General features: G+C 69.1%; 26 protein-coding genes. 13 read left to right on the top strand and 13 right to left on the bottom strand.

Annotated features, from left to right (window positions below; genetic code table 11):
- Positions 1 to 54 precede the first annotated feature (54 nt).
- The 4 genes from ACFUJ1_RS14205 to ACFUJ1_RS14190 are packed head-to-tail and all read left to right on the top strand — an operon-like array spanning position 55 to position 3,843.
- Positions 55 to 1,257 (top strand): acyl-CoA dehydrogenase family protein, encoded by a 1,203-nt coding sequence (locus tag ACFUJ1_RS14205; RefSeq protein ID WP_378645584.1) that lies wholly within the window; start codon positions 55 to 57, stop codon positions 1,255 to 1,257.
- Positions 1,254 to 2,054, top strand: a complete 801-nt coding sequence (locus tag ACFUJ1_RS14200; protein ID WP_378645583.1) for an SDR family oxidoreductase — start codon at positions 1,254 to 1,256, stop codon at positions 2,052 to 2,054. The genes ACFUJ1_RS14205 and ACFUJ1_RS14200 overlap by 4 nt, the downstream gene beginning before the upstream one ends.
- Positions 2,054 to 2,668 carry a TetR/AcrR family transcriptional regulator gene (locus ACFUJ1_RS14195; protein WP_378645739.1) on the top strand — a complete coding sequence of 205 codons (615 nt, stop codon included), beginning with the start codon at positions 2,054 to 2,056 and terminating at the stop codon, positions 2,666 to 2,668. Before ACFUJ1_RS14200 ends, ACFUJ1_RS14195 begins: the two co-directional genes overlap by 1 nt.
- A gap of 8 nt (positions 2,669 to 2,676) precedes the next feature.
- Positions 2,677 to 3,843, top strand: a complete 1,167-nt coding sequence (locus ACFUJ1_RS14190; RefSeq protein ID WP_378645581.1) for an acetyl-CoA C-acetyltransferase — start codon at positions 2,677 to 2,679, stop codon at positions 3,841 to 3,843.
- Here ACFUJ1_RS14190 and ACFUJ1_RS14185 read toward each other — a convergent pair.
- The 3 genes from ACFUJ1_RS14185 to ACFUJ1_RS14175 are packed head-to-tail and all read right to left on the bottom strand — an operon-like array spanning position 3,827 to position 5,270.
- A complete protein-coding gene (locus tag ACFUJ1_RS14185) occupies positions 3,827 to 4,105 on the bottom strand; it encodes a hypothetical protein (RefSeq protein ID WP_378645737.1) in 279 nt (92 codons plus the stop codon). The two genes, ACFUJ1_RS14190 and ACFUJ1_RS14185, sit on opposite strands and share 17 nt — an antisense overlap.
- Before the next feature lie 41 nt (positions 4,106 to 4,146).
- On the bottom strand, positions 4,147 to 4,617 hold the full coding sequence (locus ACFUJ1_RS14180) for a hypothetical protein (RefSeq protein ID WP_378645580.1): 471 nt from the start codon (positions 4,615 to 4,617) through the stop codon (positions 4,147 to 4,149).
- The gene (locus tag ACFUJ1_RS14175) at positions 4,614 to 5,270 is read right to left on the bottom strand and encodes a hypothetical protein (protein WP_378645578.1); all 657 of its coding nucleotides are present in this window, start codon (positions 5,268 to 5,270) and stop codon (positions 4,614 to 4,616) included. Before ACFUJ1_RS14175 ends, ACFUJ1_RS14180 begins: the two co-directional genes overlap by 4 nt.
- A 739-nt stretch (positions 5,271 to 6,009) precedes the next feature.
- Between ACFUJ1_RS14175 and ACFUJ1_RS14170 the strand changes: the two genes are divergently transcribed.
- Complete coding sequence (locus ACFUJ1_RS14170) at positions 6,010 to 7,167, top strand: helix-turn-helix domain-containing protein (protein ID WP_378645577.1); 1,158 nt, start codon at positions 6,010 to 6,012, stop codon at positions 7,165 to 7,167.
- 295 nt (positions 7,168 to 7,462) lie between these two features.
- Here ACFUJ1_RS14170 and ACFUJ1_RS14165 read toward each other — a convergent pair whose 3' ends face one another.
- Genes ACFUJ1_RS14165 through ACFUJ1_RS14140 form a run of 6 tightly spaced genes read right to left on the bottom strand, consistent with a single transcriptional unit; the run spans position 7,463 to position 12,878 of the window.
- Positions 7,463 to 8,668: a hypothetical protein gene (locus ACFUJ1_RS14165; RefSeq protein WP_378645575.1), complete on the bottom strand. Its 1,206-nt coding sequence runs from the start codon at positions 8,666 to 8,668 to the stop codon at positions 7,463 to 7,465.
- Positions 8,665 to 9,855 (bottom strand): hypothetical protein, encoded by a 1,191-nt coding sequence (locus tag ACFUJ1_RS14160; RefSeq protein ID WP_378645574.1) that lies wholly within the window; start codon positions 9,853 to 9,855, stop codon positions 8,665 to 8,667. The genes ACFUJ1_RS14165 and ACFUJ1_RS14160 overlap by 4 nt, the downstream gene beginning before the upstream one ends.
- A 20-nt stretch (positions 9,856 to 9,875) precedes the next feature.
- The gene (locus ACFUJ1_RS14155) at positions 9,876 to 10,631 is read right to left on the bottom strand and encodes an ESX secretion-associated protein EspG (protein WP_378645572.1); all 756 of its coding nucleotides are present in this window, start codon (positions 10,629 to 10,631) and stop codon (positions 9,876 to 9,878) included.
- Positions 10,624 to 11,943, bottom strand: a complete 1,320-nt coding sequence (locus tag ACFUJ1_RS14150; RefSeq protein WP_378645571.1) for a hypothetical protein — start codon at positions 11,941 to 11,943, stop codon at positions 10,624 to 10,626. Before ACFUJ1_RS14150 ends, ACFUJ1_RS14155 begins: the two co-directional genes overlap by 8 nt.
- A complete protein-coding gene (locus ACFUJ1_RS14145) occupies positions 11,940 to 12,314 on the bottom strand; it encodes a hypothetical protein (protein WP_378645569.1) in 375 nt (124 codons plus the stop codon). Before ACFUJ1_RS14145 ends, ACFUJ1_RS14150 begins: the two co-directional genes overlap by 4 nt.
- Before the next feature lie 9 nt (positions 12,315 to 12,323).
- The gene (locus tag ACFUJ1_RS14140; RefSeq protein WP_378645568.1) at positions 12,324 to 12,878 is read right to left on the bottom strand and encodes a DUF3558 domain-containing protein; all 555 of its coding nucleotides are present in this window, start codon (positions 12,876 to 12,878) and stop codon (positions 12,324 to 12,326) included.
- A gap of 264 nt (positions 12,879 to 13,142) precedes the next feature.
- On the opposite strand from ACFUJ1_RS14140, the gene ACFUJ1_RS14135 reads away from it, so the two are divergent.
- From ACFUJ1_RS14135 to ACFUJ1_RS14125, 3 genes are read left to right on the top strand one after another with little or no spacing between them, the layout of a single operon-like run.
- Positions 13,143 to 13,433 (top strand): WXG100 family type VII secretion target, encoded by a 291-nt coding sequence (locus ACFUJ1_RS14135; protein ID WP_378645566.1) that lies wholly within the window; start codon positions 13,143 to 13,145, stop codon positions 13,431 to 13,433.
- A gap of 9 nt (positions 13,434 to 13,442) precedes the next feature.
- The gene (locus ACFUJ1_RS14130) at positions 13,443 to 14,717 is read left to right on the top strand and encodes a hypothetical protein (RefSeq protein ID WP_378645565.1); all 1,275 of its coding nucleotides are present in this window, start codon (positions 13,443 to 13,445) and stop codon (positions 14,715 to 14,717) included.
- Positions 14,718 to 14,729: 12 nt separating this feature from the next.
- Positions 14,730 to 15,020 carry a hypothetical protein gene (locus ACFUJ1_RS14125; RefSeq protein ID WP_378645563.1) on the top strand — a complete coding sequence of 97 codons (291 nt, stop codon included), beginning with the start codon at positions 14,730 to 14,732 and terminating at the stop codon, positions 15,018 to 15,020.
- A 102-nt stretch (positions 15,021 to 15,122) separates the two neighbouring features.
- Here the strand turns inward: ACFUJ1_RS14125 and ACFUJ1_RS14120 are convergent, their stop codons facing one another.
- From ACFUJ1_RS14120 to ACFUJ1_RS14105, 4 genes are read right to left on the bottom strand one after another with little or no spacing between them, the layout of a single operon-like run.
- On the bottom strand, positions 15,123 to 16,205 hold the full coding sequence (locus tag ACFUJ1_RS14120; RefSeq protein WP_378645562.1) for an NAD(P)H-dependent flavin oxidoreductase: 1,083 nt from the start codon (positions 16,203 to 16,205) through the stop codon (positions 15,123 to 15,125).
- Positions 16,202 to 16,954, bottom strand: coding sequence for a CoA-transferase subunit beta (locus ACFUJ1_RS14115; protein WP_378645560.1), 753 nt, complete (start codon positions 16,952 to 16,954; stop codon positions 16,202 to 16,204). Before ACFUJ1_RS14115 ends, ACFUJ1_RS14120 begins: the two co-directional genes overlap by 4 nt.
- A complete protein-coding gene (gene ipdA / locus ACFUJ1_RS14110) occupies positions 16,951 to 17,817 on the bottom strand; it encodes a cholesterol ring-cleaving hydrolase subunit IpdA (protein ID WP_378645559.1) in 867 nt (288 codons plus the stop codon). Before ipdA ends, ACFUJ1_RS14115 begins: the two co-directional genes overlap by 4 nt.
- Before the next feature lie 9 nt (positions 17,818 to 17,826).
- A complete protein-coding gene (locus ACFUJ1_RS14105) occupies positions 17,827 to 18,591 on the bottom strand; it encodes an enoyl-CoA hydratase family protein (protein WP_378645557.1) in 765 nt (254 codons plus the stop codon).
- Positions 18,592 to 18,646: 55 nt separating this feature from the next.
- On the opposite strand from ACFUJ1_RS14105, the gene ACFUJ1_RS14100 reads away from it, so the two are divergent.
- From ACFUJ1_RS14100 to ACFUJ1_RS14080, 5 genes are all read left to right on the top strand, one after another.
- Entirely contained in the window at positions 18,647 to 19,438 is a 792-nt protein-coding gene (locus ACFUJ1_RS14100; protein WP_378645555.1) for an SDR family oxidoreductase, read from the top strand.
- A gap of 17 nt (positions 19,439 to 19,455) precedes the next feature.
- Positions 19,456 to 20,364 carry an SDR family oxidoreductase gene (locus tag ACFUJ1_RS14095; protein WP_378645554.1) on the top strand — a complete coding sequence of 303 codons (909 nt, stop codon included), beginning with the start codon at positions 19,456 to 19,458 and terminating at the stop codon, positions 20,362 to 20,364.
- A 181-nt stretch (positions 20,365 to 20,545) separates the two neighbouring features.
- Positions 20,546 to 21,769 (top strand): hypothetical protein, encoded by a 1,224-nt coding sequence (locus ACFUJ1_RS14090; RefSeq protein WP_378645552.1) that lies wholly within the window; start codon positions 20,546 to 20,548, stop codon positions 21,767 to 21,769.
- Entirely contained in the window at positions 21,766 to 22,266 is a 501-nt protein-coding gene (locus ACFUJ1_RS14085) for an ImmA/IrrE family metallo-endopeptidase (protein ID WP_378645551.1), read from the top strand. Before ACFUJ1_RS14090 ends, ACFUJ1_RS14085 begins: the two co-directional genes overlap by 4 nt.
- A complete protein-coding gene (locus tag ACFUJ1_RS14080) occupies positions 22,263 to 23,270 on the top strand; it encodes a hypothetical protein (protein WP_378645549.1) in 1,008 nt (335 codons plus the stop codon). The genes ACFUJ1_RS14085 and ACFUJ1_RS14080 overlap by 4 nt, the downstream gene beginning before the upstream one ends.
- Positions 23,271 to 23,285: the final 15 nt, after the last annotated feature.

Below are 23,285 nucleotides of genomic sequence, written 5' to 3'. Positions count from 1 at the left end.
ATATCCTCACCGTCGAAGCTACAAAGCAAGTGCTTGGTAGGTTACCCTAGCGTCGTGGGTGCGATCCAGACCTCAGAATCCGGCACGGCGGGCAGCGGCGGGGCCGATTCCGGCGATGCCGCCTTCGCCCGCGAGGTGCGCGAGTGGCTCGCCGACAATCTGTCCGGCGAGTTCAGCGGGTTGCGCGGGCTCGGCGGCCCCGGCCGCGAGCACGAGGCCTTCGACGAGCGGCTCGCCTGGGACCGGCATCTCGCCGCCGCGGGCTGGACCTGCCTCGGCTGGCCGGAGCAGTACGGCGGCCGGGACGCGAGCGTGCGCAGGCAGGTGATCTTCCACGAGGAGTACGCGAAGGCGAACGCGCCCGCGCGGGTCTCGCACGTGGGGGAGGAGCTGCTCGGCCCGACGCTGCTCGCCTTCGGCACCGAGGAGCAGAAGCAGCGCTTCCTGCCCGGGGTCAGGAACGTCACCGAACTCTGGTGCCAGGGCTACTCCGAGCCCGGTGCGGGCTCCGACCTGGCCGCGGTGAGCACCGCCGCGCAGCTGGACGGCGACGAGTGGTCGATCACCGGCCAGAAGATCTGGACCTCGCTGGCGCACGTAGCCGACTGGTGCTTCGTGATCGCCCGCACCGAGAAGGGCTCCAGCAGGCACAAGGGCCTCTCCTACCTGCTCGTTCCCATGGACCAGCCGGGGATCGAGGTGCGCCCGATCATCCAGCTCACCGGGAGCTCGGAGTTCAACGAGGTGTTCTTCGACAATGCCCGCACCGCCGCCGACCTGGTGGTCGGCGAGCCGGGGCAGGGCTGGCGGGTGGCCATGGGCACGCTCGCCGTCGAGCGCGGGATCTCGACGCTCGGCCAGCAGATCCGCTTCGAGCGGGAGCTGGCCTCCATCGAGGAGCTGGCGCAGGAGTCCGGGGTGGACGGTGACCCGGCCATCGCGGCCCGGATCGACGATGCCTGGGTCGGGCTGCGGGTGCTGCGCGCGCACGCGCTGCGCACCATGGGCGAGAGTGGCGACGAGGGCGGCCAAGCCTCGGTGGGCAAGCTGCTGTGGGCAAACTGGCACCGCTCGCTCGGCGAACTGGCGATGGCAGTGCGCGGCCCGGCCGGGCTGCTCGCCGCCGACGACCTGGACGAATGGCAGCGGCTGTACCTGTTCACCCGCGCCGACACGATCTACGGAGGTTCGAACGAAGTGCAGCGCAACATCATCGCCGAGCGGGTGCTCGGACTTCCCCGCGAGGCTCGGCCGTGAGCGCGGGGCCGCTCTCTGTCGCGCCGGAACCTGTTGCCGGACACGGTCTCCTGACCGGGCGTAAAGCCGTGGTCACCGCCGCCGCCGGCACCGGGATCGGCTCGGCGACCGCACGCAGGCTGCTCTCCGAGGGCGCCGACATCGTGGTCTCCGACTGGCACGAGCGTAGGCTCGGCGAGACCAGAACCGCGCTGGCCGCGGAGTTCCCGGACCGCACCATCGGCGCCGTCACCTGCGACGTGCAGAGCACCGAGCAGGTCGACGCGCTGATCACCGGCGCCGTGGCCGAACTCGGCCGGATCGACATCCTGGTCAACAATGCCGGCCTCGGCGGCGAGACCCCGGTGGTCGACATGGACGACGCCCAGTGGGACCGCGTCCTCGACATCACCCTGAACGGCACCTTCCGCTGCACCCGCGCCGCCCTGCGCTACTTCCGCGAGGCCGGGCACGGCGGCGTGATCGTGAACAATGCCAGCGTGCTCGGCTGGCGCGCGCAGTACGGCCAGGCGCACTACGCCGCGGCCAAGGCCGGCGTCATGGCGCTGACCAGGTGCAGCGCGGTCGAGGCAGCCGAACTCGGCGTGCGGATCAATGCCGTCTCACCGAGCATCGCCAGGCACGCCTTCCTGGACAAGACCAGCTCCACCGAGCTGCTCGACCGCCTCTCCGAACGCGAGGCATTCGGCCGGGCAGCCGAGCCGTGGGAGGTCGCCGCCACCATCGCCATGCTGGCCAGCGATTACACCAGCTACCTGACCGGCGAGGTGGTCTCGGTCAGTAGCCAGCGGGCATGATGAACCGGGTGACCGCTCCCGATGCCGCGAAGCCGAACCGGCGCGCCGAACTGCTCGCGCTCGCCGCCGGACTCTTCGCCGAGCGCGGGCTGCGGGCCACCACCGTCCGCGATATCGCCGATTCCGCCGGCATCCTCTCCGGAAGCCTCTACCACCACTTCGATTCCAAGGAATCCATGGTGGACGAGATCCTGCGCGGCTTCCTCGACGACCTCTTCGGGCGCTACCGGGAGATCGTCGGCGCCGGGCTCGGCTCCCGGGACACCCTCGAGGCGCTCGTCCTCAGCTCCTACGAGTCGTTCGACCGCTTCCACTCCGCGGTCGCCATCTACCAGACCGAGGCCAAGCGGCTCCGCGATTCCGAGCGCTTCGCCTACATCGAGGAGTACAACCGCGAGTTCCGCGAGCTCTGGCACCAGGTGCTGACGGCGGGCGTCGCCGACGGCACCTTCCGCGCCGAGCTGGACGTGGAGCTCGCGTACCGATTCCTGCGCGACACCGTCTGGGTGGCGGTCCGGTGGTATCGCCCGGGCGGCCCGGTCACGGTCGAGAACCTCGCCAAGCAGTATCTGACCATCGTGCTCGATGGGCTCACCGCCCCCGGGCACAGCTAGGAGTTCCGATGTCCGCACCCCGCCGCGCCCTCGATGCCTATGTCGTGGACGCCGTCCGCACCCCCGTCGGCAAGCGCAATGGCGCGCTCGCCCAGGTGCACCCCGCCGACCTCGGCGCCACCGTGCTGCGCGGCCTGCTCGACCGCAACCCCGTGGACCCGGCGCTGGTCGATGACGTGATCGTCGGCTGCGTCGACAATGTCGGCCCGCAGGCTGGCAATATCGGCCGCACCATGTGGCTCACCGCCGGCTATCCGGAGGAGGTGCCCGGGGTCACCGTCGACCGGCAGTGCGGCTCCAGCCAGCAGGCCATCAACTTCGGCGCCCAGGCCATCATGAGCGGCACCGCCGAGCTGATCGTGGCGGGTGGCGTGCAGAACATGAGCGCCATCCCGATCTCGGCCGCCATGCTCGCGGGCAAGGAGTACGGCTTCGACTCGCCCTTCGTCGGCGCCAAGGGCTGGGACGACCGCTACGGCACCGACGAGGTCTCGCAGTTCCGCGGCGCCCAGCTGATCGCCGAGAAGTGGGGCATCAGCAGGCAGGACATGGAGCAGTGGGCCCTCCGCTCGCACGAGCGCGCCCGCGACGCCATCAAGAACGGCCGCTTCGACAACGAGATCGTCCCCGTCGGCGACTTCCGCGTCGACCAGGGCCCGCGCGAGACCACCCTGGAGAAGATGGCCTCCCTCCCTGCGCTCGCCGAGGGCAGCCCGCTCACCGCGGCCGTCGCCAGCCAGATCTCCGACGGTGCCAGCGCCACCCTGCTCGCCTCGGAGTGGGCGGTCCAGGAATACGGGCTGAAGCCGCGCGCCCGCATCCACCACGTTTCCGCCCGCGGCGCCGACCCGATCTTCATGCTCACCGCGCCGATTCCGGCGACGAAGTGGGCGCTGGAGAAGACCGGGTTGACCATCGATGACATCGACGTGGTCGAGATCAATGAGGCGTTCGCACCGGTCGTGCTGGCGTGGTTGAAGGAGACCGGGGCCGACCCGGACAAGGTGAACTCGAATGGTGGGGCTATCGCGCTGGGCCACCCGCTCGGTGCCACCGGGGCCAAGCTGTTCGCCACGCTGCTGAACGAGTTGGAGCGGCGGAACGGGCGGTACGGCCTGCTCACCATCTGCGAAGGTGGTGGCACCGCCAACGCCACCATCATCGAGCGGTTGTGAGTTCGGTCAGCCGGGCGAACCCCGATGCGGTGGGAGAGCCCGGCTCGGGATAGCACGCAATCGTCCGCTGATCGGTATCAACGATATGCGGCACCTGGCAGTCGAATTCCAGTTCGCCGAACTCCGGGTGCCGCACCCGCCTGGGGCGCGTGCGCCGCATCTCGACGCGGTGCGCCGCCCAGAGCGCGGCGCACCGCGTTGCGGCGGCGGACAACTCGGTTACGAGCGGGTCAGCGCCGGTATTCGCGTACGCGGCAGACAGTCCTGAGGGTCCTCGGAGTTGGCCCGCTCGGGCCGGAGCGGTCAGCCTTTGCCGTGCTGTGCCAGTTCGGATGCGCCTTCCCCGACCTGATCAGTGATTGTGAGCGAGACCTCGCCTGGCCGGAGGAGGCGCAAGACCGGCCGTTGCAGACCAAGCTTCGCGCTTGACTGGGTGATGGATTCGCGAAGGTAGGGGTAGACCGCCATGACCCCGACCCGGGCCGCGAAGTCGGTGATGGCTTCCTCCGTGGCCTCGACCGGTTCTCGGAATGTGAAAACAGCTGAAGCATCCGCGACGTACTCGCCCCCGGCGCCGGCGATCGTCGCTCGGCAGCGAACCTCGAGACCGAGTTTCTCTCGGCCGAGCGCGATCTGTATGGATAGGGGCGCTTCTCCGGAGTCGCGATCGCGGCGTCCACTACATTCGTAGAACACGATGTCGGTGAGTTCGGAAAGGGCGAGAAGTGTGCTGGCGTCGGTGGCAACACCGGGAGATGAGGATTTGTCGCTCATACTGCAAGGCCGTATTCCGCCTGGAAACTCTCGCCTGCCAGGGAATGATGCGCGTCAGTTCCGGATGGGGCGTAAAGAGTCGCTGTTCGCTCCCCGGCCAGCTTGACGAAACCGGTGATTTCGCATCCGTTCGAAGGCCGTGCCCCTCGGACGGCAGCGCTCGGCTGGGTCAAGTCTCCTGATAGTTCGATGAGCGCACTATCGATGCGGGTGTGATCACTCAGCGAAGGAAATTCCAGATCATCGGTCTCATGACCCTGTCGGCGGAGCCAGGCGACAACATCGCCCCAGAGCCAGACACCGCCACCGACCAGATTTGCCGGTACGGGGAAGGGATCTGTACGCAGACGCTCGCCCCGAACCCAGTTTCCAACTGCTTGGCGGGTCACTTCGGCTCGCTCGGCGATGTCCTGGCGGGTGACCAGATCCGGATGGGACCGCACCGGTCGAAGACCGCAAACCGCCAGAATATGCGCCGCGTTCAGGGCTGCGGCGAGCACCTCGGCTCCGTCAGCTGTGACAGTAGCCAGCGTGAGGCCGGAGTGGGACTGAACCACGATGTCCAGATGCTCCTCGACCTGCTCTATTCGCGGGTCACCAGGGCCGGAGACCTCTGGCACCTCGAAAATGAGCTCGAACTCGATCGTGGACATGCCACCAGCATGCGCCCCTCACTCGGCTGTTGTCAATTGGCCACAGCTGATCCGGTGCCCAATCGATGATGGACAGAGAGCTTCTACTTCATCAACTCGTGACGGTCAGGACACTTCGCCGCAGATCGCTTGACTCGCTTAGCGGCATTTCCGGGGTTCTTAGAGGTTCCTGGGAGCGTGACGAAATCCCCGCTCCCATCCATGCAAGGGCAGTAGATCGCATACTTGTGGCCCTGCGCGCGCAACCGCCATTTCTGATTCTTTACGAGGTCCTCGACCACGTCGTAGACCTCTTTGTCGATCGACCCCCGGGCGTCCTGCAAGCGGGCCTCGGGCCATGCCTCACCCATTCCAACACCTCGCGCTCGATAAGAGCTTGATCGAAACCCCCCTGTCGTCGAAGTGATGACGGCCCGAAGCAGCGTCGGCCATCCTGCAGCGAACGAGTTTAGATGTTAGGGCTCTCGCCGAGTGTCTATCGTCCACGCAGCACTCGCCGGCCACGAGCGCCCTAAGCGCGATCGCGGTGCGGCGAACCCACTTGTCAGGGCGCTGAATCCTAGGCGCGCCCCGTGCGAAGCACGTACTCGGGTCCGTCGCTCGAGAGCTTCTTGGTAGGCCTACTTCTCCACCCTGGCCACCACGGGCGACCACTCCGGTGGCGTCCTGAGGTGATTGCCAGCGGCGGCGCTATCGCGCTCGGGCTGGCTCGCCTGGAAGAACGCGTTAGCCTCGTTGTATGGCTGCCCAGCTCGGGGAACTGCTGCGGTCGGTGCGGGTGCGCCGCGGCATGACCCAACGTGAGCTGGCCGCTGCGGCGGGGGTCTTGCTGTCGCTGGTCCGCAAGGTGGAACAGGGCGAGCGCACCAGCGCCCGCATGGACACCCTGCGACGGTTCGCGGTGGCTCTGAACTGCCCACTGACCGCACTGCTCGGGCCGCAACCCGTACCACCCGAGGACGTAGCGGCCGCAGAGATCTGGACACCGACGCGGGATGCCCTGGCAGCGCTCGACCCCGGCACCGAGTCGGCAGCGCATCCGGGCATGGAACCGGTCCTGGCCTACGCCACCCGGCTCTACCACGACAACGAATACGAGCAGCTGGCCCGCGTGCTTCCAGCCCTGATCGAGGACAGCGGCACCGCCACGCCGCTCATGCGCTCGAGGGTGCTGCAACTCGCCGGCTCGGCGATGGTGCAGACCCGCCAGCACAGCGCTGCCCGCATCGCCCTGGATCGGTCCGTCGCCGACGCGGAGTCGACCGGCGACGAACTCGACGCGGCATCGGCGGTGATCACCCAGTGCTGGCTACTGCTGGTGGAGCGGCGATTCGACGCGGTGCGCCGATTGGCTGCGGAATGGGCAGACCGTATCGAACCGCGCATGTCGACGGCAACGACCCGTGAGCTGTCGACCTGGGGGTGGCTGCTGCTTCGCGGGTCCGCCGCGGCCATTCGCGACAACCGGCCCGACGAAGCCGACGACATGATGCGGCTCGCTCGCGCCGGGGCGGTCGCCGTGCGCCGTGAACCCGGCCCCTACCACCAGTACTGGACGACATTCGACACCGCCGTGGTCGACATGAAGCGCGTCGAGAACGCCGTGGTGGACGACCGGCCGGACCTGGCACTGCGGCTCGCCCGCCAAATCCCTCCCGACCTGCGCCCGACCTCGGACAACCGGAACCGTCACCTGCTGGACGTGGCAGCAGCCAACCTCGAACTTCCTTCCTATGACGCCGCTTTCGGCGTTCTGATCAAGCTTTCGAACGAGGCCCGCCCCTGGCTCGTGGAGCAGCGCCTGGCGCGCGACATTCTCGGACGCATTATCGGAAGGCGACGCACCCTCACGCGCGAGATGCGCGAAATGGCCGACACCATTCATCTCGAATACTGATCATTCCCAGCTGATTCGGTGCTCCGTGGCACTTCACCGACCAAGCCGCCGAGAGTGCCATAGCGAGCGGACATGCGTCGTTGGGAGTCTTCTGACGGCCCCGCCACCGGGTCGACCGGACATCTCGATCGTCGAGTGAGCCGACCCAGTTCCCCCAGTGGGCGCGACGTTCGAGTACCGGATCAACCGCACTGTGGCAGGGAAGCTCCGGAGCGAACTTTCCCGATGGGTGCCGGACGTCCGGGTGAAATTGGACAATCAAGTCACCGAGGAGCTTCCCGAAATCCCCTTTGCATCACTGTGGGCACTTTGATGTGCCGACCGCAAGCAGGTCCGCGATGGTGAGCGCCTCGGGCAAGGTCCACGTCGCCGCCTCTTCGGCGAGCAGTTCCTCCCACGAGGGTGCTCCGGCATTCGCGCGGCTCGCGGAATCGGAGCGGACCTGCAGCGCGAGCGTGCCGATCCGGAGGAGAACCGGAACGTTCAGGTGCCTGGCCGCGACCGCTGTCTCCCCGGCGACCGCCGCTGCGGCCGTTTTCGAGACGCTGATGGCGCCGGCCGCGGCGTGCGCGGCCAACAGCATCTCGGTGCGTTTGGCCGCCGCGCCGGAGGACAGCTGCGCGGTGCCCGTCGACCGATAGGCCGCGAGGTGCGTGTGGGTTCGGATGACGACCTCGGTCGCGAGCACGCCGAGCCCGGGTGTCAGCAGTCCGGAGCGGAGATTCAGGCCGCTTGCGTAGGCGTCGTGGGCGAACTTGCGCAGGGTCGGGTCCGGCATCTCGCAGAGCAGGGTCCACCCGGGGAGCGGGAGGCTCATAGGGGTGACGAAATCGGCGGCCCAGTGTTTGAGCAGCAGCGCGACCGCGAGGTGCGGCTCGGGCGCCTGCGCGAACGGCAGCCCGGAGCGGGTGGTCGTCGCCAGTCCGGTCATTTGCCTGCCCTCCTCCCACCAGGTCCCTTCGAAGATCCCGGTGCGGATCTGGTTTAGGGCCGTGTAGAAGCGACCGATGTCGTGCCCCGCGGACTTGACCCGATGGGTCGGGCCGCCGAATTTCGGGCCGGTGTAGTCGATGGGGAGCCGGGCAGTTTCCCGCTCCCACCGGCGCAGCAGATCGCTCTTCTTCAGCTGGGCCAGTCCGCCGAGCACGGCGGCGTCCACCCGGTGGTCGTAGAGGTTGGCGAGCGCGCCCAGCAGGCCGGAGATCCCGACGACCAGCAGATCGCCGCGCTCCCACGGCAGCCGCTGGGCGGCTCGCCATTCGTCGAGTTGTGCAAGCGCGACGGGATCGAGCAGGTCGGTGATCTCGACTGCGCGTCGTTCCCGATGGTGGTCGGTGAGTTCGGCGTAGTCGAGCCCGACCGGCGCGGTCGCGAGCCGTTGCCGCGCCACGTGATCGATCGGAGCGTCCGAAAGTGCTGCCGCGGCGAGCTGCTCGATGGCGTCGAGGTCGCGGGTGAGGACGTCCAGGTTGCCGATGTAGTCGTCGTCGACGACGCTCACGCCGCTTCCTCGAGATCGTCGGCGAGGCTCGAGACCCCGTCGGCGAGCGTTTCGACGGTCTTCTTCTCGTCCGTGAGCTCGTCCAGCTCGGCGATCAAGGTCTTGAGTTCGTCGTCCTCGGGTCCGGTGACGCGCTCCTTGAGCCGGTCGGCGACCCCGCGGAACCGGGCGACGCGATCCTCCGCCGCGACCCGCTGCTCCCGCTCCGCGTCCAGCTCCGACTGCTTGGTCTCGACCTGCACCCGGAGCTTGTCGATGTGCTCGGCGAGCGCCGCGACGGTCTTGCCGAGATTCGTGACCCGCTCGCGCAGGCTGACGATCACGGCCTTCGCCGCCTCTTCGTCGCCGTCCACATCGCGGAGCACGAGCTGGGTCACCACGTGCAGCCGCACGGCATCGGCGGCGATGCGCGCCGCCGTGAGCCCGGCGGCCTTCCCCGCGAGCGTGACCATTCCTGCGCCAGCCGCACCACTGACACCGGTGATCAGCGCGGCGCCACCGGCCATGCCGAGACCGCCTGCGGCGATGGAGCCGCCGCCGAGCGCCGCCAGCCCCGCGGTCGTGGCGACCGCGCCCGAATAGCCGAGCACCAGTGCGCCGTACGCCCCGGCGATGGCCGGGGCGGCGAGACCGCCGGTCAGCACGCCGAGTCCGAGGCCGGCCCCCGCGAGAAGCGCGTACTTGGTCCAGTTGCCCGACGTGGACAGCTTCTTGATCGCGTGCCGATAGGCGTTCTCCACCGCCTCGAGATCCTCAGGATGAAGCGCGCTCATCGAAGCGTGCGCGGCACTGAGGGTTTCGGCACGAGCGGCCTTCTCCCACTTGCCCTCCGCCCACGGCTCGAAGCCGTAGAGGTCGATGAGCAGAAGCAGGGCCCTGGATCGCCGCGCCACGACCGAGGAGATCTCCGGCCCGGCGGATTCGAGCGCCTCGAAATTCGGTGCGGCACCATTTGCGCTGATCAGGAGCACTACCTCGGCCACCGCGGGAGACCACTCCCGGTCGTGCTGCGCGATGGCCGCGGCGGCCGCGGTGCGGAAGGCATTCCGGACTTCGCGCTTGGCGGGCAGATGTTTGCCCTTGGAGGCCGCGATGTCGCGCTGCATCATCCGGTACTGCCAGGCGGTGAGGACGAAGTCCTCGTCGGACGAGAGTTCGAGCTTCTTCTGCACCTGCACCGCGTTCATGCGCCAGAGAGTAGCGGGGTTCAGCCCGAGGCACGCTCGTTCTCGCGGTGCCACCGCTGGGCGCGGACCGCGCGGCGCTCGATCTCGGTGACCATGGCGTCGGCGCTCAGCGGGGCGGCCTCGATCGGGTCGCCGGTGCGGACCAGGTAGCGGCCGTCGTCGTAGTCCATCCACCAGAAGCTGTCGCCGGGGGCCGGGCGGGCGTCGATGGCGGGGCCGGGGGACACCGTGACCTCGCCGAGTGCGCGGCGTCGGCGGGCGAAGACGCGGTCGAGCCGGGCGATGGCGCCGTTCGTCGCGCGCAGTGGGCGGTCGCGGTCGGTGCGAATGTCCGCGCGGGGCAGGCGGATCGCCGGTTGGGAGCCGGGCGGCTGCGCGGGCAGCGCGGCGACGGCGGCCGCCGGTACCTGCCCGGCCCGGCCGTAGCGGAGCACGATGTCCGCGCCCGTGTCCGGGGCGGGGCCGGGTTCCTGGGTGAGTGCGGTGCCCGCATTGGCCCGGATCGCGCCGTGGAAGCGCACGAGGTGCGCCGGGTCGGTGTGGTCCAGACCGGTGACCTCGACCCGTACGTCCGGCTCCAGCAGGATGTCGAGCGCGCGTTCCAGCTCCACCGCGTACATGCCGGTGAGCGTGGTGACGGCGGCCTCCCTGAGCTGCTGCAGATCTCGGAAGTCCATCGGCTCCGGCCGGTAGCGCAGGGGATACGGGAGGCGGTCGCGGCCGTAGGCGCTCCACAGCAGCTCGAATTCGAGGCCGCTGAAACGCCACTCAGGCATTGTCGCCGCCGATCACCGGCGGCACCGTCCTCGGCAGTGCGTCCAGGCCGGTGAGTTCCTCGCCGTTGCGCTGGTTCACCAGGTAGTCCTTGGTGCCGGTGGCGTTCTCGTCGTCGCGGCGGCCTGCTCCCGCGCCTCCGCCCATCATGCCGGGGGTGCCGGTGGTGGAACGGGTGTTGGCGGTGGTCGCGGTGGTGGTCGCGGGTGTGGCAGTGGTCGTCGGGGGAGTGCCCGCGATGCTGCGGCCCGGTGCGGGCGTGGTGGTCGGAGTGCCTGAAGGGGTTCCGGGAGAGGGGGTTCCCGGCCTAGATGGCGTGCCGGGGCTCGATGGCGTGCCGGGGCTCGAAGGTGTCCCGGGAGTGGTCGACGGCGTGCCGGGCACGGTGCTGGTCGGGCTCGGTGTTGTGCTCGCCGGTGTGGTGCTCGGCGTTGTCGACGTGGGGGTTGTGGACTGGGTGGTGGGTTCGGTACCCGCGGCTTCGGTCTGCGGCTCGCTGTCGGACTGATCCTCGGTCGGTGTCCCGGCGTCGGTGGTCGGGGTGTCGGTGGCGGGAGCGTCGGCGACCGGCTCCTCCTCGGCGGTGGGGGTATCGGTTCCGGCCGGACCGGTGCTGTCGGTGCTGGTCGGGGTTCCCGGAGTGCTCGCGGGCGGCCCCTCCGATCCCGGTCCGTTCACGATCACCGGGGCATCGGGCAGCACGGGCACACCGTGATCGGTCTGCTGCGCCACCTGCCCGTACACGGTCCGCAGAACCCGCCGTGCCTCCTGCGTCGCCTCCTCCTCCGCGTAGTCGCCCGCCTTCATCACCCCCTCCTGCGGGAGCGTCTTGCCCGCGACGTCCGGGCGCTCCGTCACGTACGGCATCAGCGCCTGCGTCTGATGCAGTCCGGTGTGCAGCTCGGAGAGCTTGAGCCCGACCATCGCCGCCGCCGTCGCCAGATCCTCGGACCGCCGGGTGTAGTTCTGCACCGCCGTGACCGCCGACTCTGCCGCCGCCCCCTGCCACCCGCCCTGCACGGTGCGCGCGAACTCCTCGTTGAACACGCTCACCGCGCCGGTGAGGTTCATGCCGATCCCCGTCCACGCCTCCGCCGCCTGCTGCGCCACCGAGGGGCGCATGTCGTTCACCGCGTCGACCATCTGGGTCAGCGTCATGCTGTCGTAGTTGTCCGGGGCGGGGATGTTCGGTGGGTCGTATTCGCCGGTGAAGCCGGTGTTCGCGCGGGCGGTGAAGTCGTAGATGGTGTCGCGTTCGCGGTTCCACTGTTCCTGCGCGTCGATGATGCGGGCGCGGTAGTCGTCGTAGGTCATGGTGTGGTCCCCGAGATGTGGTCGCCGGAGGCGGTGTCCTGTTCGAGGAAGTTCTGGATCGCCTTCGCGACGGCTTGTTTGGCGAGTTTCACGGCGTCGATGTGCTGCATGAGGACGACCTCCAGGGAGTGGTCGCCGCCGGCGGCCTTGAGGGAGAACTTCTGCTCGAGAACCGTCGCGGAAGGAAAGGTGCCGAATCCGCTGATCTTGTCGACCACGCGGACGGTATCGAGCATCTGATCGAGCCGCGATATGTACCGATCGCAGACCGCGTCGAGGTTCGAGGCGACTCCGGGGTCGAGTGCCAACTCGCCCGCTTCGGCCGATTCTAGGACCTGAGCCCATTCGAAGGTTCCCGCTGCGTCATTCATGTGCCCGCCTCAGGGAAGGTGAACGGCTAGGTCGTCGGCGTGACGCCGAACCTCAGTGCAGGGATCGCCCTGCTTACCGACCGAGTATCGCGTGTTGAGAGTGAACATGACAGATCCCTCCGGAACCTCCACGGAGATCGAGCACGTGAGCCCCCGGTCGTCTCCGGCGTCGCGGAACTGCACAGCCGGTCGCGAACCGACGGTGCGGTCGGTGAATCCAACGAAGTCGGTGCGCGACCGAACTTCCTGCAACGTCGGTTCGCCGGAGAGGACGGCGAGGCTGTACCATCCGGTGCTGCCCTGCCAGCTACAGACCTTCCACCCGTCGAAGTCGACGCCGCCCACGTCCGGCACTTTGCTCCCCGGATCCAATCCCGTCGCGGAAATGGCCGAATCGGGCAGCCCGCACGGATCCCACAGCCCCGCATCGGGATCAGCCTTCGTACTCGGCGCCACCGTCACAACCACCGACGACTCCGGCGCAACCTCCTCCACCGTCGGCCCACACCCCGCACTCAGGCACGCAACGGCGAGCGCCCCAGCAATAACCCCTGCCCTGCGCATCTCCGCACCCTCCCTGCCGATGCGGGGCCGGTACCGTCTCCCCGCCCCGGTCGGATCAGACGGTACCGCTCGGCACGAACACCGGCAATCAGTGCTTGGCGGGATCGAGCGCACCGATGCGCGCAACGGCAGCGCTGACGATGCCTTTGACGACCCACCGCACCCGCTCGACGACCTGCGGTGCTCAGATTGCAGCCATACCATAGAGCGGAGAGGCGGGCCGGGAGGGTAATATCGCCCCGGAGCGATTTTCCGGGGGGATTCATGGGCCAGCGGTTCACCGTTGATGTCGATCAACTAGAACAAGTCGCAACGCTTTTGACCGGGTTGGCCGGATTCATCGAGGCGCATCTCGATGAGTTCGATAGGCGAATGTCGGCGGTACTAGGTGAGAGCTGGGAGGGCATCGCTGCGGGAGCTTTCGACGATGCACAGCGCGGATGGGGCGCCACGGCCAGGGCCTTCGTTGCTGACGTCCGATCGGCGGGGGATGCAGTACAACAGGCGCGCGACCGCTATGTCCGGGCCGCCGAGCTCAACCGTCAGATGTCCTGAGGGCAGCGAATGGGCTGGGATATAGACGCCACCGACTACCGAAAAGCAGCCCAGGGGTGCGGCGACCTTGCTTCAACTGTGCTCGCCAGAATTGATTCCTTGCATAGGGAACTGACCGGATCATGTGCCGGACTGGCTGGAGACTATTCCACTTCACTGCAGTGGATCTCGGCCTACGAATCCGCAACTGTCGAGTGGTTGACGGCTGGCTCCCTCTTTTCCGAAGCGTTGCGGCATTACGGCGATGTGCTTGCGGCAATGGCATACAACTGGGATATCTCGAACCAGACGCTGCCACATCCTGATCGCCCGGCCCCCTCCGAGCCGGTTGGCAACCCCTACCGCGAAGCGCCGACTGCCCGAGGCGACAACGGCACCGGTATCGAAATCCTCGGCGTCGGGCTCTCGAAGGTCGAGCCGATCCCCAACGGGGATACCGATAAGCTGCGGCGAGCGAAAGACAACGCCTGGTTGTCGCACGCGCTACACCCGGACCTGGCCGACGCTGGGGATCGCATCAAGGAGATCGGCTACAACTTCGACCATTCCGCTTCGGATAGTGTCGACCAGATTCGAGCGAGGCTCGAGACTCTGCGGGATGCCGCAATCGATATCGCCAGTGCCTCGAAGGTCGTCGAGCTCTCCGTGGAAGGCTATCTTGATGCGCTCGGGAAACTGCGCACGGCGATCGCGCAGCGTCTGGAGACGGCCATTCCGAGTGTCGTAGTCGTCGTTGATTCGGCGAAGGTGATCGTCAAATGTGCGGCGCCGATATTCAACAAGGATCTTGATGATCCGGTTTATACAACTGTGGCTAGGAGCAGTTTTACCGTCGTAGTGACAAGCCTCCCCTTCGCGAAGATGCCGGATCTCGATTTTCATGCTGCGCAACTCCGCGATATCATCGCCGTGCCCATCGTCCTGATGGAGGACGAGTCAGGCAGAGGCGGCACCCCTGAGATTCATAACTCCGTCCCCGCGCCGGTTCTGACAACAGCGAGCGAGCAATATGTCCGGAACAAGCACTATCCGGGTGGGGGACTGAATTCGGAATGGAAGAGCACCTTCTACGCCGGCGAAGACCCGTATGCGCTTGTGGAAGCTGCGAAGAACAGCCCCGCGATCGATCAAGGCGACGGTACCTACCGTCGGGAAGTCACCGTGCCCGATCGGTACATCGGAAACGAGTCGGCCAAGCGAGGCGGTGCCGCGACGCAGCACTATATCGTCGTCCAGGACAGATTCGGTGCAGTGATCACCATGCATCCCGCGGGAGACGGGTAGGACCAGTTGGCTTTGGAAATCATCGTCCAGGACATCAATCACGCCGAGTTGGAGCATGTCGGCGACGACAGGGACGACACGCTGTACAAGCTGTGCGCGGCGCAGCCGGAGACCAGCCTGGTGCGCGGGATCTTCCGGTACGGCGACACCATGTTCAACCGATACCAGCTCGGGCTGGTCCTCGATCGGATCGATGAGATCGAGGTGCGGAGCGATCCCGAGCGGCAGGCGATCGAACTGCTGCGTCGAACTGCCTCGGCTGCACTGCGCGCCAACGGGTACCTGTTGTTCATTGGCGACTGAACTACGCCGTGCCCCCAGGGCCCGTCTCGGCCAATCTCTGACAGATCTGCCCGCAGCCCCACCGACGGCGCCGAGATCGACGGCGGGGCTCGGTGGGCCGATTCAGCCTGCGGCGGGGGTGTTCTCCGGGAGCGCGGCGAGCGTGCCGATCCGGGCGACCGCGTCGGCGACGATCCGCTCGATGAGCTCGGCGCAGGTAGGCAGATCCTCGATGATCCCGGTGACCTGCCCGGCGGCAAGCACCCCCGCCTCGGTATTCCCCTCGACCAACCCGGCCCGCAGCAGCATCGGCGTATTGGCCGCCATCACCACCTGCGACCAGGTCAGATCCTTTGCCTTGCGCATGGCGAGCCCGTCCCGGACCAGGGTCGACCACTTCATCCCGGTCATCCCCTTGAACTTGGCCGCATTCGCGACGGCGGCGCTCAGCCCGCGCACCCGACCCGACTTCTCCAGCCGGGAAACGAGCTCGGTGTTCAGCACCCGGTGCGGCATACCGTCCACCTTGAGCGAGACCACCGTGTCCTGGAGTTGCCGGGCGAGGTACTCCTGCTTGACCGAATCCGGCACCGAACTCTCCTGCGTGAGCAGGAACCGGGTGCCCATCGCGACCCCGGCCGCGCCGTAAGCCAAAGCGGCGGCCAGCCCACGGCCGTCGAAGAAGCCGCCGGCGGCGACGACGGGGATGTCGACCGCGTCCAGCACCGAGGGAAGCAGCAGGGTGGTGGCGACCGGGCCGGTGTGCCCGCCGCCCTCACCGCCCTGCACGATCACCGCGTCAGCGCCCCAGGAGGCGACCTTCACCGCGTGCTTGGCCGCCCCGATGGACGGAATCACCACCACACCCGCGTCCTTGAGCTTGGCGATCAGCTCCTTCTTGGGCGCCAGAGCGAACGAGGCCACGCGAACCTGCTCGCGGATGAGCAGGTCGATCCGCTCGGGAGCGTCCGAGGCATCGGCCCGGATGTTCACTCCGAACGGCTTGGAAGTGCGCGCCTTGGTCTTGGCGACGGCCTCTTCCAACTCCGCGTAGGTCATGGTCGCCGAGGCGAGAATGCCCAACCCACCGGCATTGGAGGTGGCGGAGACCAGGCCCGGACCGGCCACCCAGCCCATGCCGGTCTGCACAACCGGGTGCTCGATGCCGACCAGTTCGGTGAGCGGGGTGCGCAGCCGCCCGGTCACTGCGGCACCTCGCGGTCGCGCGCCGACTTGGGGTCCAGCACCTCGCGGATGAGCCGCAGCTCCTCGGCGTTGGGCAGCCGGGACTCGGGAGCATCGGCCAGCCCGGCGATCTCGAACGAGGTGTTCTCCGCGACCTCGTCGGCGGTCACGCCGGGATGCAGGCTGCGCGCGCGCAGCGTGTGATCCGGGCCCTCGAAGTCGAAGACACCCAGGTTGCTGACCACCCGGTGCAGGTGGTGGAAGCGAAACGCCGGGTTGGCCGGATCGACCTTGTCGTACCCGACGCCGGAAACGATGTCGACCTTGTCCACGAACACCCGCTTCCCGTGCTTCGGCACGAAGTAGCTGGTGGCGTGGTTGATGGTGTTGCCCGGCGCCCCGCGCACGCCGAACATCTGCCGAGAAGGCTGCTGCAGCGCGCCGAAGGCGGAGAGGTTCTGGTTGCCGTAGCGGTCGATCTGGTTCGCGCCCATGACGACGTGCCTGCGCCCGGAGGCGACCACGTCGAAGACCTTGCGGAACGGGATCCAGCCCTCGATCGGCGCCGAGCGGCCGAGCGCGGGGGTCTCGGCGAAGAACCGGGCCTCACCGTCGGAGAGCAGCAGGTCGGGCTCGGTGGTGAGCTTGGCCAGCCGGGCGCCGATGGTGGTCAGCGGCGACATCGGGCTCGCCATGATCTCGCCTGCCCCGGCGAAGATCTCGGCGCACGCCACCGCGCAGACCTCGGCGCGGGTAATGGTCTCGGTCACTTCTGCTCCTCCGCGAATCGCCGCACGGCGGCCTGGTACTGGTCCTCGGGCACCGTGAGATAGGTGTCCACGAACTGCTGCCACGCCTCCGGCGTCTTGGCCGACTCCACGTAGTGCCGCTGGAACTTCTCGTCCCGGCCGTAGTCGTCCGCGGCGAGCGTGAAGTGCGCGCCGCCCGGCGCCTCGACCACGCCGTCGACCAGCATCCGGTTCAGCAGCAGTGCCTGCGGCGGAACGGATTTGACCAGCTCCTCGGTCTCGACGACGCGCTCCACCGAGAGGTAGCGGCGCTCGGCGGCCAGGCAGTACAGGTCGTCGAAGTAGGGGTCGATGCCGGTGTAGGCGGCATTGCCGTGCGCGTCGCCGATGTTCAGGTGCACCAGCGCGGCGTCCAGGTTCAGCGCGGGCATGGCGATCAGCGTCTCGTCGCCGTAGGGGGAGTCGACGGTTTTCAGCTCGCCCTCCCAGAAGTTCGGCACGTCCGAGCCGAGCCCGGCGCGGATGGGGAGGAAGGGCAGCCGGGCCGCGGCCGCCTCGAGGCCGCACTTGACCATGCCCTCGTCCATCTCGCGCACCACGATCTCGCCGCCGGTGCGCGCCTTGGCGAACCACGGGTCGTAGAAGGGCGCCGAATCCAGCGAGACGAAGCCGTAGTACGCCTTGCGCACCTTGCCCGCCGAACAGAGCAGCCCCAGGTCGGGGCCGCCGTAGGTGACAACGGTGAGATCGGTGACGTCCGAGCGCAGGATCGCGCGCACCAGCGCCAGCGGCTTGCGCCGCGAACCCCAGCCGCCGATTCCGATCGTCATCCCGCTGCGCAGCTCGCCGACCACGTCGTCGAGCGACATCCGCTTGTCGCGCATCGTATTTCCTCAGTTCCCGGACCGGCGCGCCGCCAGATCCTCGTCGAATCGGTCCCGGATCTCGTCCGAGACCCCGGCCAGGTTGAGCTCGAAGGTGAAGCCCTGCTCGAAGCGGTAGCTTCGGTGGACGTCCTGTACGTCGATGCCGTTCAGGGCGCGCTTGGCGGCCCGGATCACCCGGCCGTCCTTGGCCGCGACGTTCTCCGCGACCTTCAGCGCGGCGGCGTCCAATTCTTCCCGCGGCACCACCTGGAACACGGAGCCGAAGTGGTGCAGCTGCTGCGCCGTCACGGTGCCCGCGGTGTAGAAGAGCGCCCGCATGAGGTGCTGCGGCACCAACCGGGAGAGGTGCGTGGCAGCGCCGAGCGCGCCGCGGTCGACCTCGGGCAGCCCGAAGGTGGCGTCATCGCTGGCGATGATGATGTCGGCATTGCCGACCAGCCCGATCCCGCCGCCAAGGCAGAACCCCTGCACCACCGCGATCACCGGCACCGGGCAGTCGTACACCGCGGCGAACGCCTCGAAGCAGCCGTGGTTGGCGTCGATCAGCGCCTGGTGCCCCGGCTTGCTCTGCATCTCCTTGATGTCGACGCCCGCGTTGAACCCGCGATTGTCCGCGCGCAGCACGACGACCCTGGTCTCCTGATCGCGCCCCGCGGCGCGGATCTCGTCGGCCAGGGTGAACCACCCGGCCGACGGAATGGCATTGACCGGCGGGTAGTCGACCGTGACGACGGCGACGCCCGGGGCGGCGGAGTGACGGTTGATTCCCATCGCGTGTCCCATCGAAGCGTTGGCAAAGCAAGCAGTTGCTTGGTAGGTTAGCACGGTGGCCATCGATATCGACCTGACCGATCACGTCGTGCTGGTGACCGGCGGCGTGCGCGGTGTCGGCGCCGGAATCAGCCGGGTCTTCCTGGCCGCCGGCGCGACTGTCGTCGCCTGCGCGCGGCGTCCGCCGGACGCGCCGATCACCGTGGGGGAGCGCACGGTCGAGTACCTGCCCGCCGACGTTCGGGATCCGGAATCCGTTCGCGCGCTGATCGATTCGATCGTCGAGCGGCACGGCAGGCTCGACCACCTGGTGAACAATGCCGGTGGCGCGCCCTTCGCCCTTGCCGCCGACGCGAGCCCGAGCTTCCACAGCAAGATCGTGGCGCTCAATCTGCTCGCCCCGCTGCAACTCGCGCAGGCTGCCCAGGCGGTCATGCGGGGCCAGCCGGGCGGCGGCACGATCACCAGCATCACCAGCGTCAGCGGGGTGCGGCCGTCGCCGGGCACCGCCGCCTACGGCGCCGCCAAGGCCGGGGTGGACAGCATGACCACCTCGCTCGCCGTGGAGTGGGCGCCGAAGGTGCGGGTGAACACGATCGTCGCGGGCCCGGTCGAGACCGAGCTGAGCGAACTGCACTACGGCGATGCCGACGGCGTCGCCGCGGTGGGCCGGACCATCCCGATGGGCAGGCTGGCCAGCCCGGAGGACATCGGCCGCTGCGCCGTCTTCCTGGCCTCGCCGCTGGCCGGCTTCATCACCGGAACGGCGCTGCTGGTGCACGGCGGCGGCGAGCTGCCCGCCTTCCTCGGCGCCGCGACCACCGAACACCACGAGCAGCTGAGCTGACCAGGAGAAGGACGAGCATGAGCGAGCAGATCTGCGCCGGGCGCACCGTCATCGTCACCGGCGCGGGCCGCGGCATCGGCCGGGCGCACGCGCTGGCCTTCGCCGCCGCGGGCGCGAAGGTCGTGGTGAACGACCTCGGCTCGGCGCTGGACGGCGCCGCCACCGGCGAGACCCCGGCCGAGCAGGTGGTCGCCGAGATCCGCGCCGCGGGCGGCGAGGCCGTCGCCAACGGTGACGACGTGGCCGACTGGGACGGCTCGCGCAACCTGGTGCGCCAGGCCGTCGACACCTTCGGCGGGCTCGACGTGCTGGTCAACAATGCGGGCTTCGTGCGCGACCGGATGCTGGTCAATCTGGCCGAGGACGAGTGGGACGCGGTGGTCCGGGTGCACCTCAAGGGGCACTTCGCGCCGCTGCGGCACGCCGCCGAGTACTGGCGCGGGGAGGCCAAGGCCGGGCGTACGCCGTCCGCCCGGGTGATCAACACCAGCTCCGGGGCCGGGCTGCAGGGGTCGGTCGGGCAGGGCAACTACGGCGCGGCCAAGGCCGGTATCGCCGCGCTGACCCTCACCGCCGCAGCGGAATTCGGCCGCTACGGCGTCACCGTGAACGCCATCGCGCCCTCCGCGCGCACCCGGATGACCGAGACCGTCTTCGCCGAGATGATGTCCACCCAGGGCTCCGACTTCGACGCCATGGCGCCGGAGAACATCTCGCCGCTGGTGGTCTGGCTCGGGAGCGCGGAATCCGGCGACGTCACCGGGAAGATCTTCGAGGTCGAGGGCGGCAAGGTCGCGCTGGCCGACGGCTGGCGGCACGGCACCCCCATCGACAAGGGGCAGCGCTGGGACCCGGCCGAGCTCGGCCCGGTGGTTGCCAAGCTGATTGCCGAATCGGTGCCGCAGGAGCCCGTCTACGGCGCCTGAGCCGATTTCGGCGAGCACCTTCCCAGTCGGTGCGCCCCGGCTATGATGGGCTCGCGTTCGCCCGAATCCCCTGACTGAAACAGCAGCAGGCCCTTGGGTCGAGCTCGTTTCAGGAGGGGAAGGCTGGCGCATGCCCGGTGGTCGTTCGATTCGCCCGATAGCAGTTGCTGCGGCTGTTGCCGTGATTGCGCTGTCGGTCCAGGTCGGGGCGCTTGCCGAGCCGTCCGAGACGGTTTCATCGACGCCGTCCGCGACCACCACGCCGAGTGTGACGCCGTCGGAGGCGCCGACCAGCACTTCTTCTGTGCCAGACACTACCGAAGAGGTGCTGCCGTCGACCACGGCGGAGGGATCGCCGTCGTCGACGGGCGTGTCGGTGACCCGGACGGCGGAGGTCGTTCCGACGGAGGCGCCGACCTCGACCGCGGAGAGCACCGCTGGACTCGAGCGGAAGATCGAGGCCGGATCAGCGGTGCGCACCACCGCCGCCGTGCCGCCGGTCGCCCCGCCGCCGGTGCTGCTCGGTGCCGGGTCGGCCGGGCTCGGGCTGATGTTCATCGGGTCGGCCGGAATCAGTGTGGGCGCAATCGGTTCCGGGGGTATCGGGCTCTCGGTATCGGCCGGTCTCGAGCTGGGCGTGGCCGGGTCGGTCGGCGGGCAGGCCGGGTCCGGCACGCCCGAGCCCGAAAAAGCGGAGCCTGTCGCGTTCGACCCGGGCGCGCTCATCTCCACCGCGACGGCACTGGCCCTCACCTCCGCCGTCCCCTTGCTCCTCCTCATCCCGCTCCCCGCCCTCCCGTCCCTGTCGCAGCCCGGCGTGGAACCGACCCCAGCTGATCCACAGACGCCCGATCCGGACAATCCGGGCACTCTCGATGCCCCGGAGCGCGAGAGCGGCCCTGAGCGCGCCGAGCGCCCCGAGGGCTCGGACAGCCCCGACGGCACGGGCAGCCCGGATAGTGCGGGCAGCCCAGAGGGCACGGACAGCCCCGACGGCACGGGCAGCCCGGCTGGTGCGGGCAGTTCGGCTGGTGCGGGCAGCCCGGAGACGCCGGGTGCCGATGGGGGTTCCGATGTCGCCGACAGCGCGGAAGCTCCCGCCACCCTGGCGGCCCCGAACTCGGCCGCACCACCGAGACCCGCTGTGCCACCGGGAACCCCGATCCCCATCGGTGCTCCGGAAAACGCTGCACCGCAATCGAACCCACCCGACCCCGAAGTCCGCATCACCGCCGACGGCGATCCGATCCCGGCGGCCCCACTTTTCCCGGTACTCGGCGGCCTCGCCGCCATGGCCATAGCGGCCGCCGCCTCCGGCGCCGTGAGCTTCCGCAGCGCCGCCGCCGCGCAGGCCAGGCTCGACGCCGCGCGAGCCGAATTCTTCGGACGGGGACGCGACCGATGACCAGAACCCTCTCCCGCTCGTACCGCCGCGTCGCCGCCGCGGTCGACGCCGTCTGCGCGGTCGCCGCCGACTCCGACGCCACCACCCTGGACGAGGTGGTGCACGCCATCGGCTCGGAGCGCGGCCGTGACATCGAGATCACCAGCGCCAGGCTTGGCCCCGGCGTCTGCGGCCAGCGCCGCCGCTACCCCGACCGCGACGTCATCGTGCTCGCCGAGACGCTGCCCGGCCGCGACCACACCCTCGCCCACGAACTCGGCCACATCGTCTTCGCGCACGAGGGCGCGCCCGCCGAGGAGGTCACGCTGGCCGCGAGCGACGACCTCATCGCGTACATGCTCAGCCAGCGCGCGCACGAAATCGTCTCCGACGGCGCCGACGAGCACGCCGAGTGGGAGGCCGAGACCTTCGCCGCCATGCTCATGACGCGGCTGCGCGTCTTCACCAACCGGGGCGCCGGCGTCTCGGTCCTGCGATTCGACGAGGCACTCGGATGACGCCGTGGATCACCGCCATGCTGGTCTGGATCGCCGCGGGCGCGCGGGTCGGGCGGGTGCTGGTCAAGCCGGCCACCACCGCGCGGGTGGCGATCGTGGTCGCGGTCGGCGCCGTGGCCACCGCCGCGACCACCGCGGTCCCGGAGATCGGCCTCGCGCTCGACCACGCGCTGCCCGGCGGGCTGCCGTCCGGGCTGTTCTCCAGCGCGATCCACACCGCCGCCTGGATCGGCTTCGCCACCGCCACCTCGGTGGTGGCCTCGGCGGCCTGGCCGGTGGTCTCGCGCGGCAACCTCCGCCGGATCGCGGCCGGAATCTACGGCGTCGGCACCGCCGCAGCGGTGGTGACGATCGCCTGGTCGACCACCTTCGGCTGGGCCGTCGTCGCGCTCGGCTGCCTGTTGGTGGTGGTCACCGGCCTGCGCAACCTGGACTGGACCGCGCTCGGCCGCGGCATCGCGCTCTACACCGCCGGCACCGCCGTGGTCGGGGTGCTCGCCGCGGGCGAGATCCGCGCGGCCGCGGCGGGAGAGCCGGCGCGGGCGGCGGGCGCGGCGCTCCCGTTCGGCCTGCTGTGGGAGCTCGCGGCGCTGCTGATCGGGCTCGGCGCGGTCTGGATCGTGGTCGAGCTGTGGGTGCGCGCCCGGCTGCTCATGCGCCGCACGCACGCGCTGCACAGCCTGCTGGTGCACCGCTTTCCGCAGGTCATCGCGCACGAGCAGTCGGCGTGGTCGACCCAGCTGCGCGCCTCGGACCAGATCACCCAGATCATGGACGCGCTCTACCTGCAGGCGGGCGGCGGAGCGCGGTTCGCCGCGGGCAGGCCGCCTGCCTCGATGCCCGAACGGGCGGCCGCGGTCGCCCGCTGGGCGCGCGATCCGCGCGGCACCGACGGGGTGGACGCGCGCTGGCTCGCGCCGCCCGCCGGAATCAGCCCGCGCGGCTGGGTGCAGGCGATTGCCCGCGCCTTCGAACCGGGCCGCGGCGCGCACCTCCGACATTGATCGGATGAATTTGGG

Source organism: Nocardia sp. NPDC057227 (assembly GCF_042669725.1).
GTDB lineage: Bacteria > Actinomycetota > Actinomycetes > Mycobacteriales > Mycobacteriaceae > Nocardia > Nocardia asteroides_A.
The sequence above is the reverse complement of the archived record's forward strand: the minus strand, read 5'-3'. Positions and strand labels throughout refer to the sequence as shown.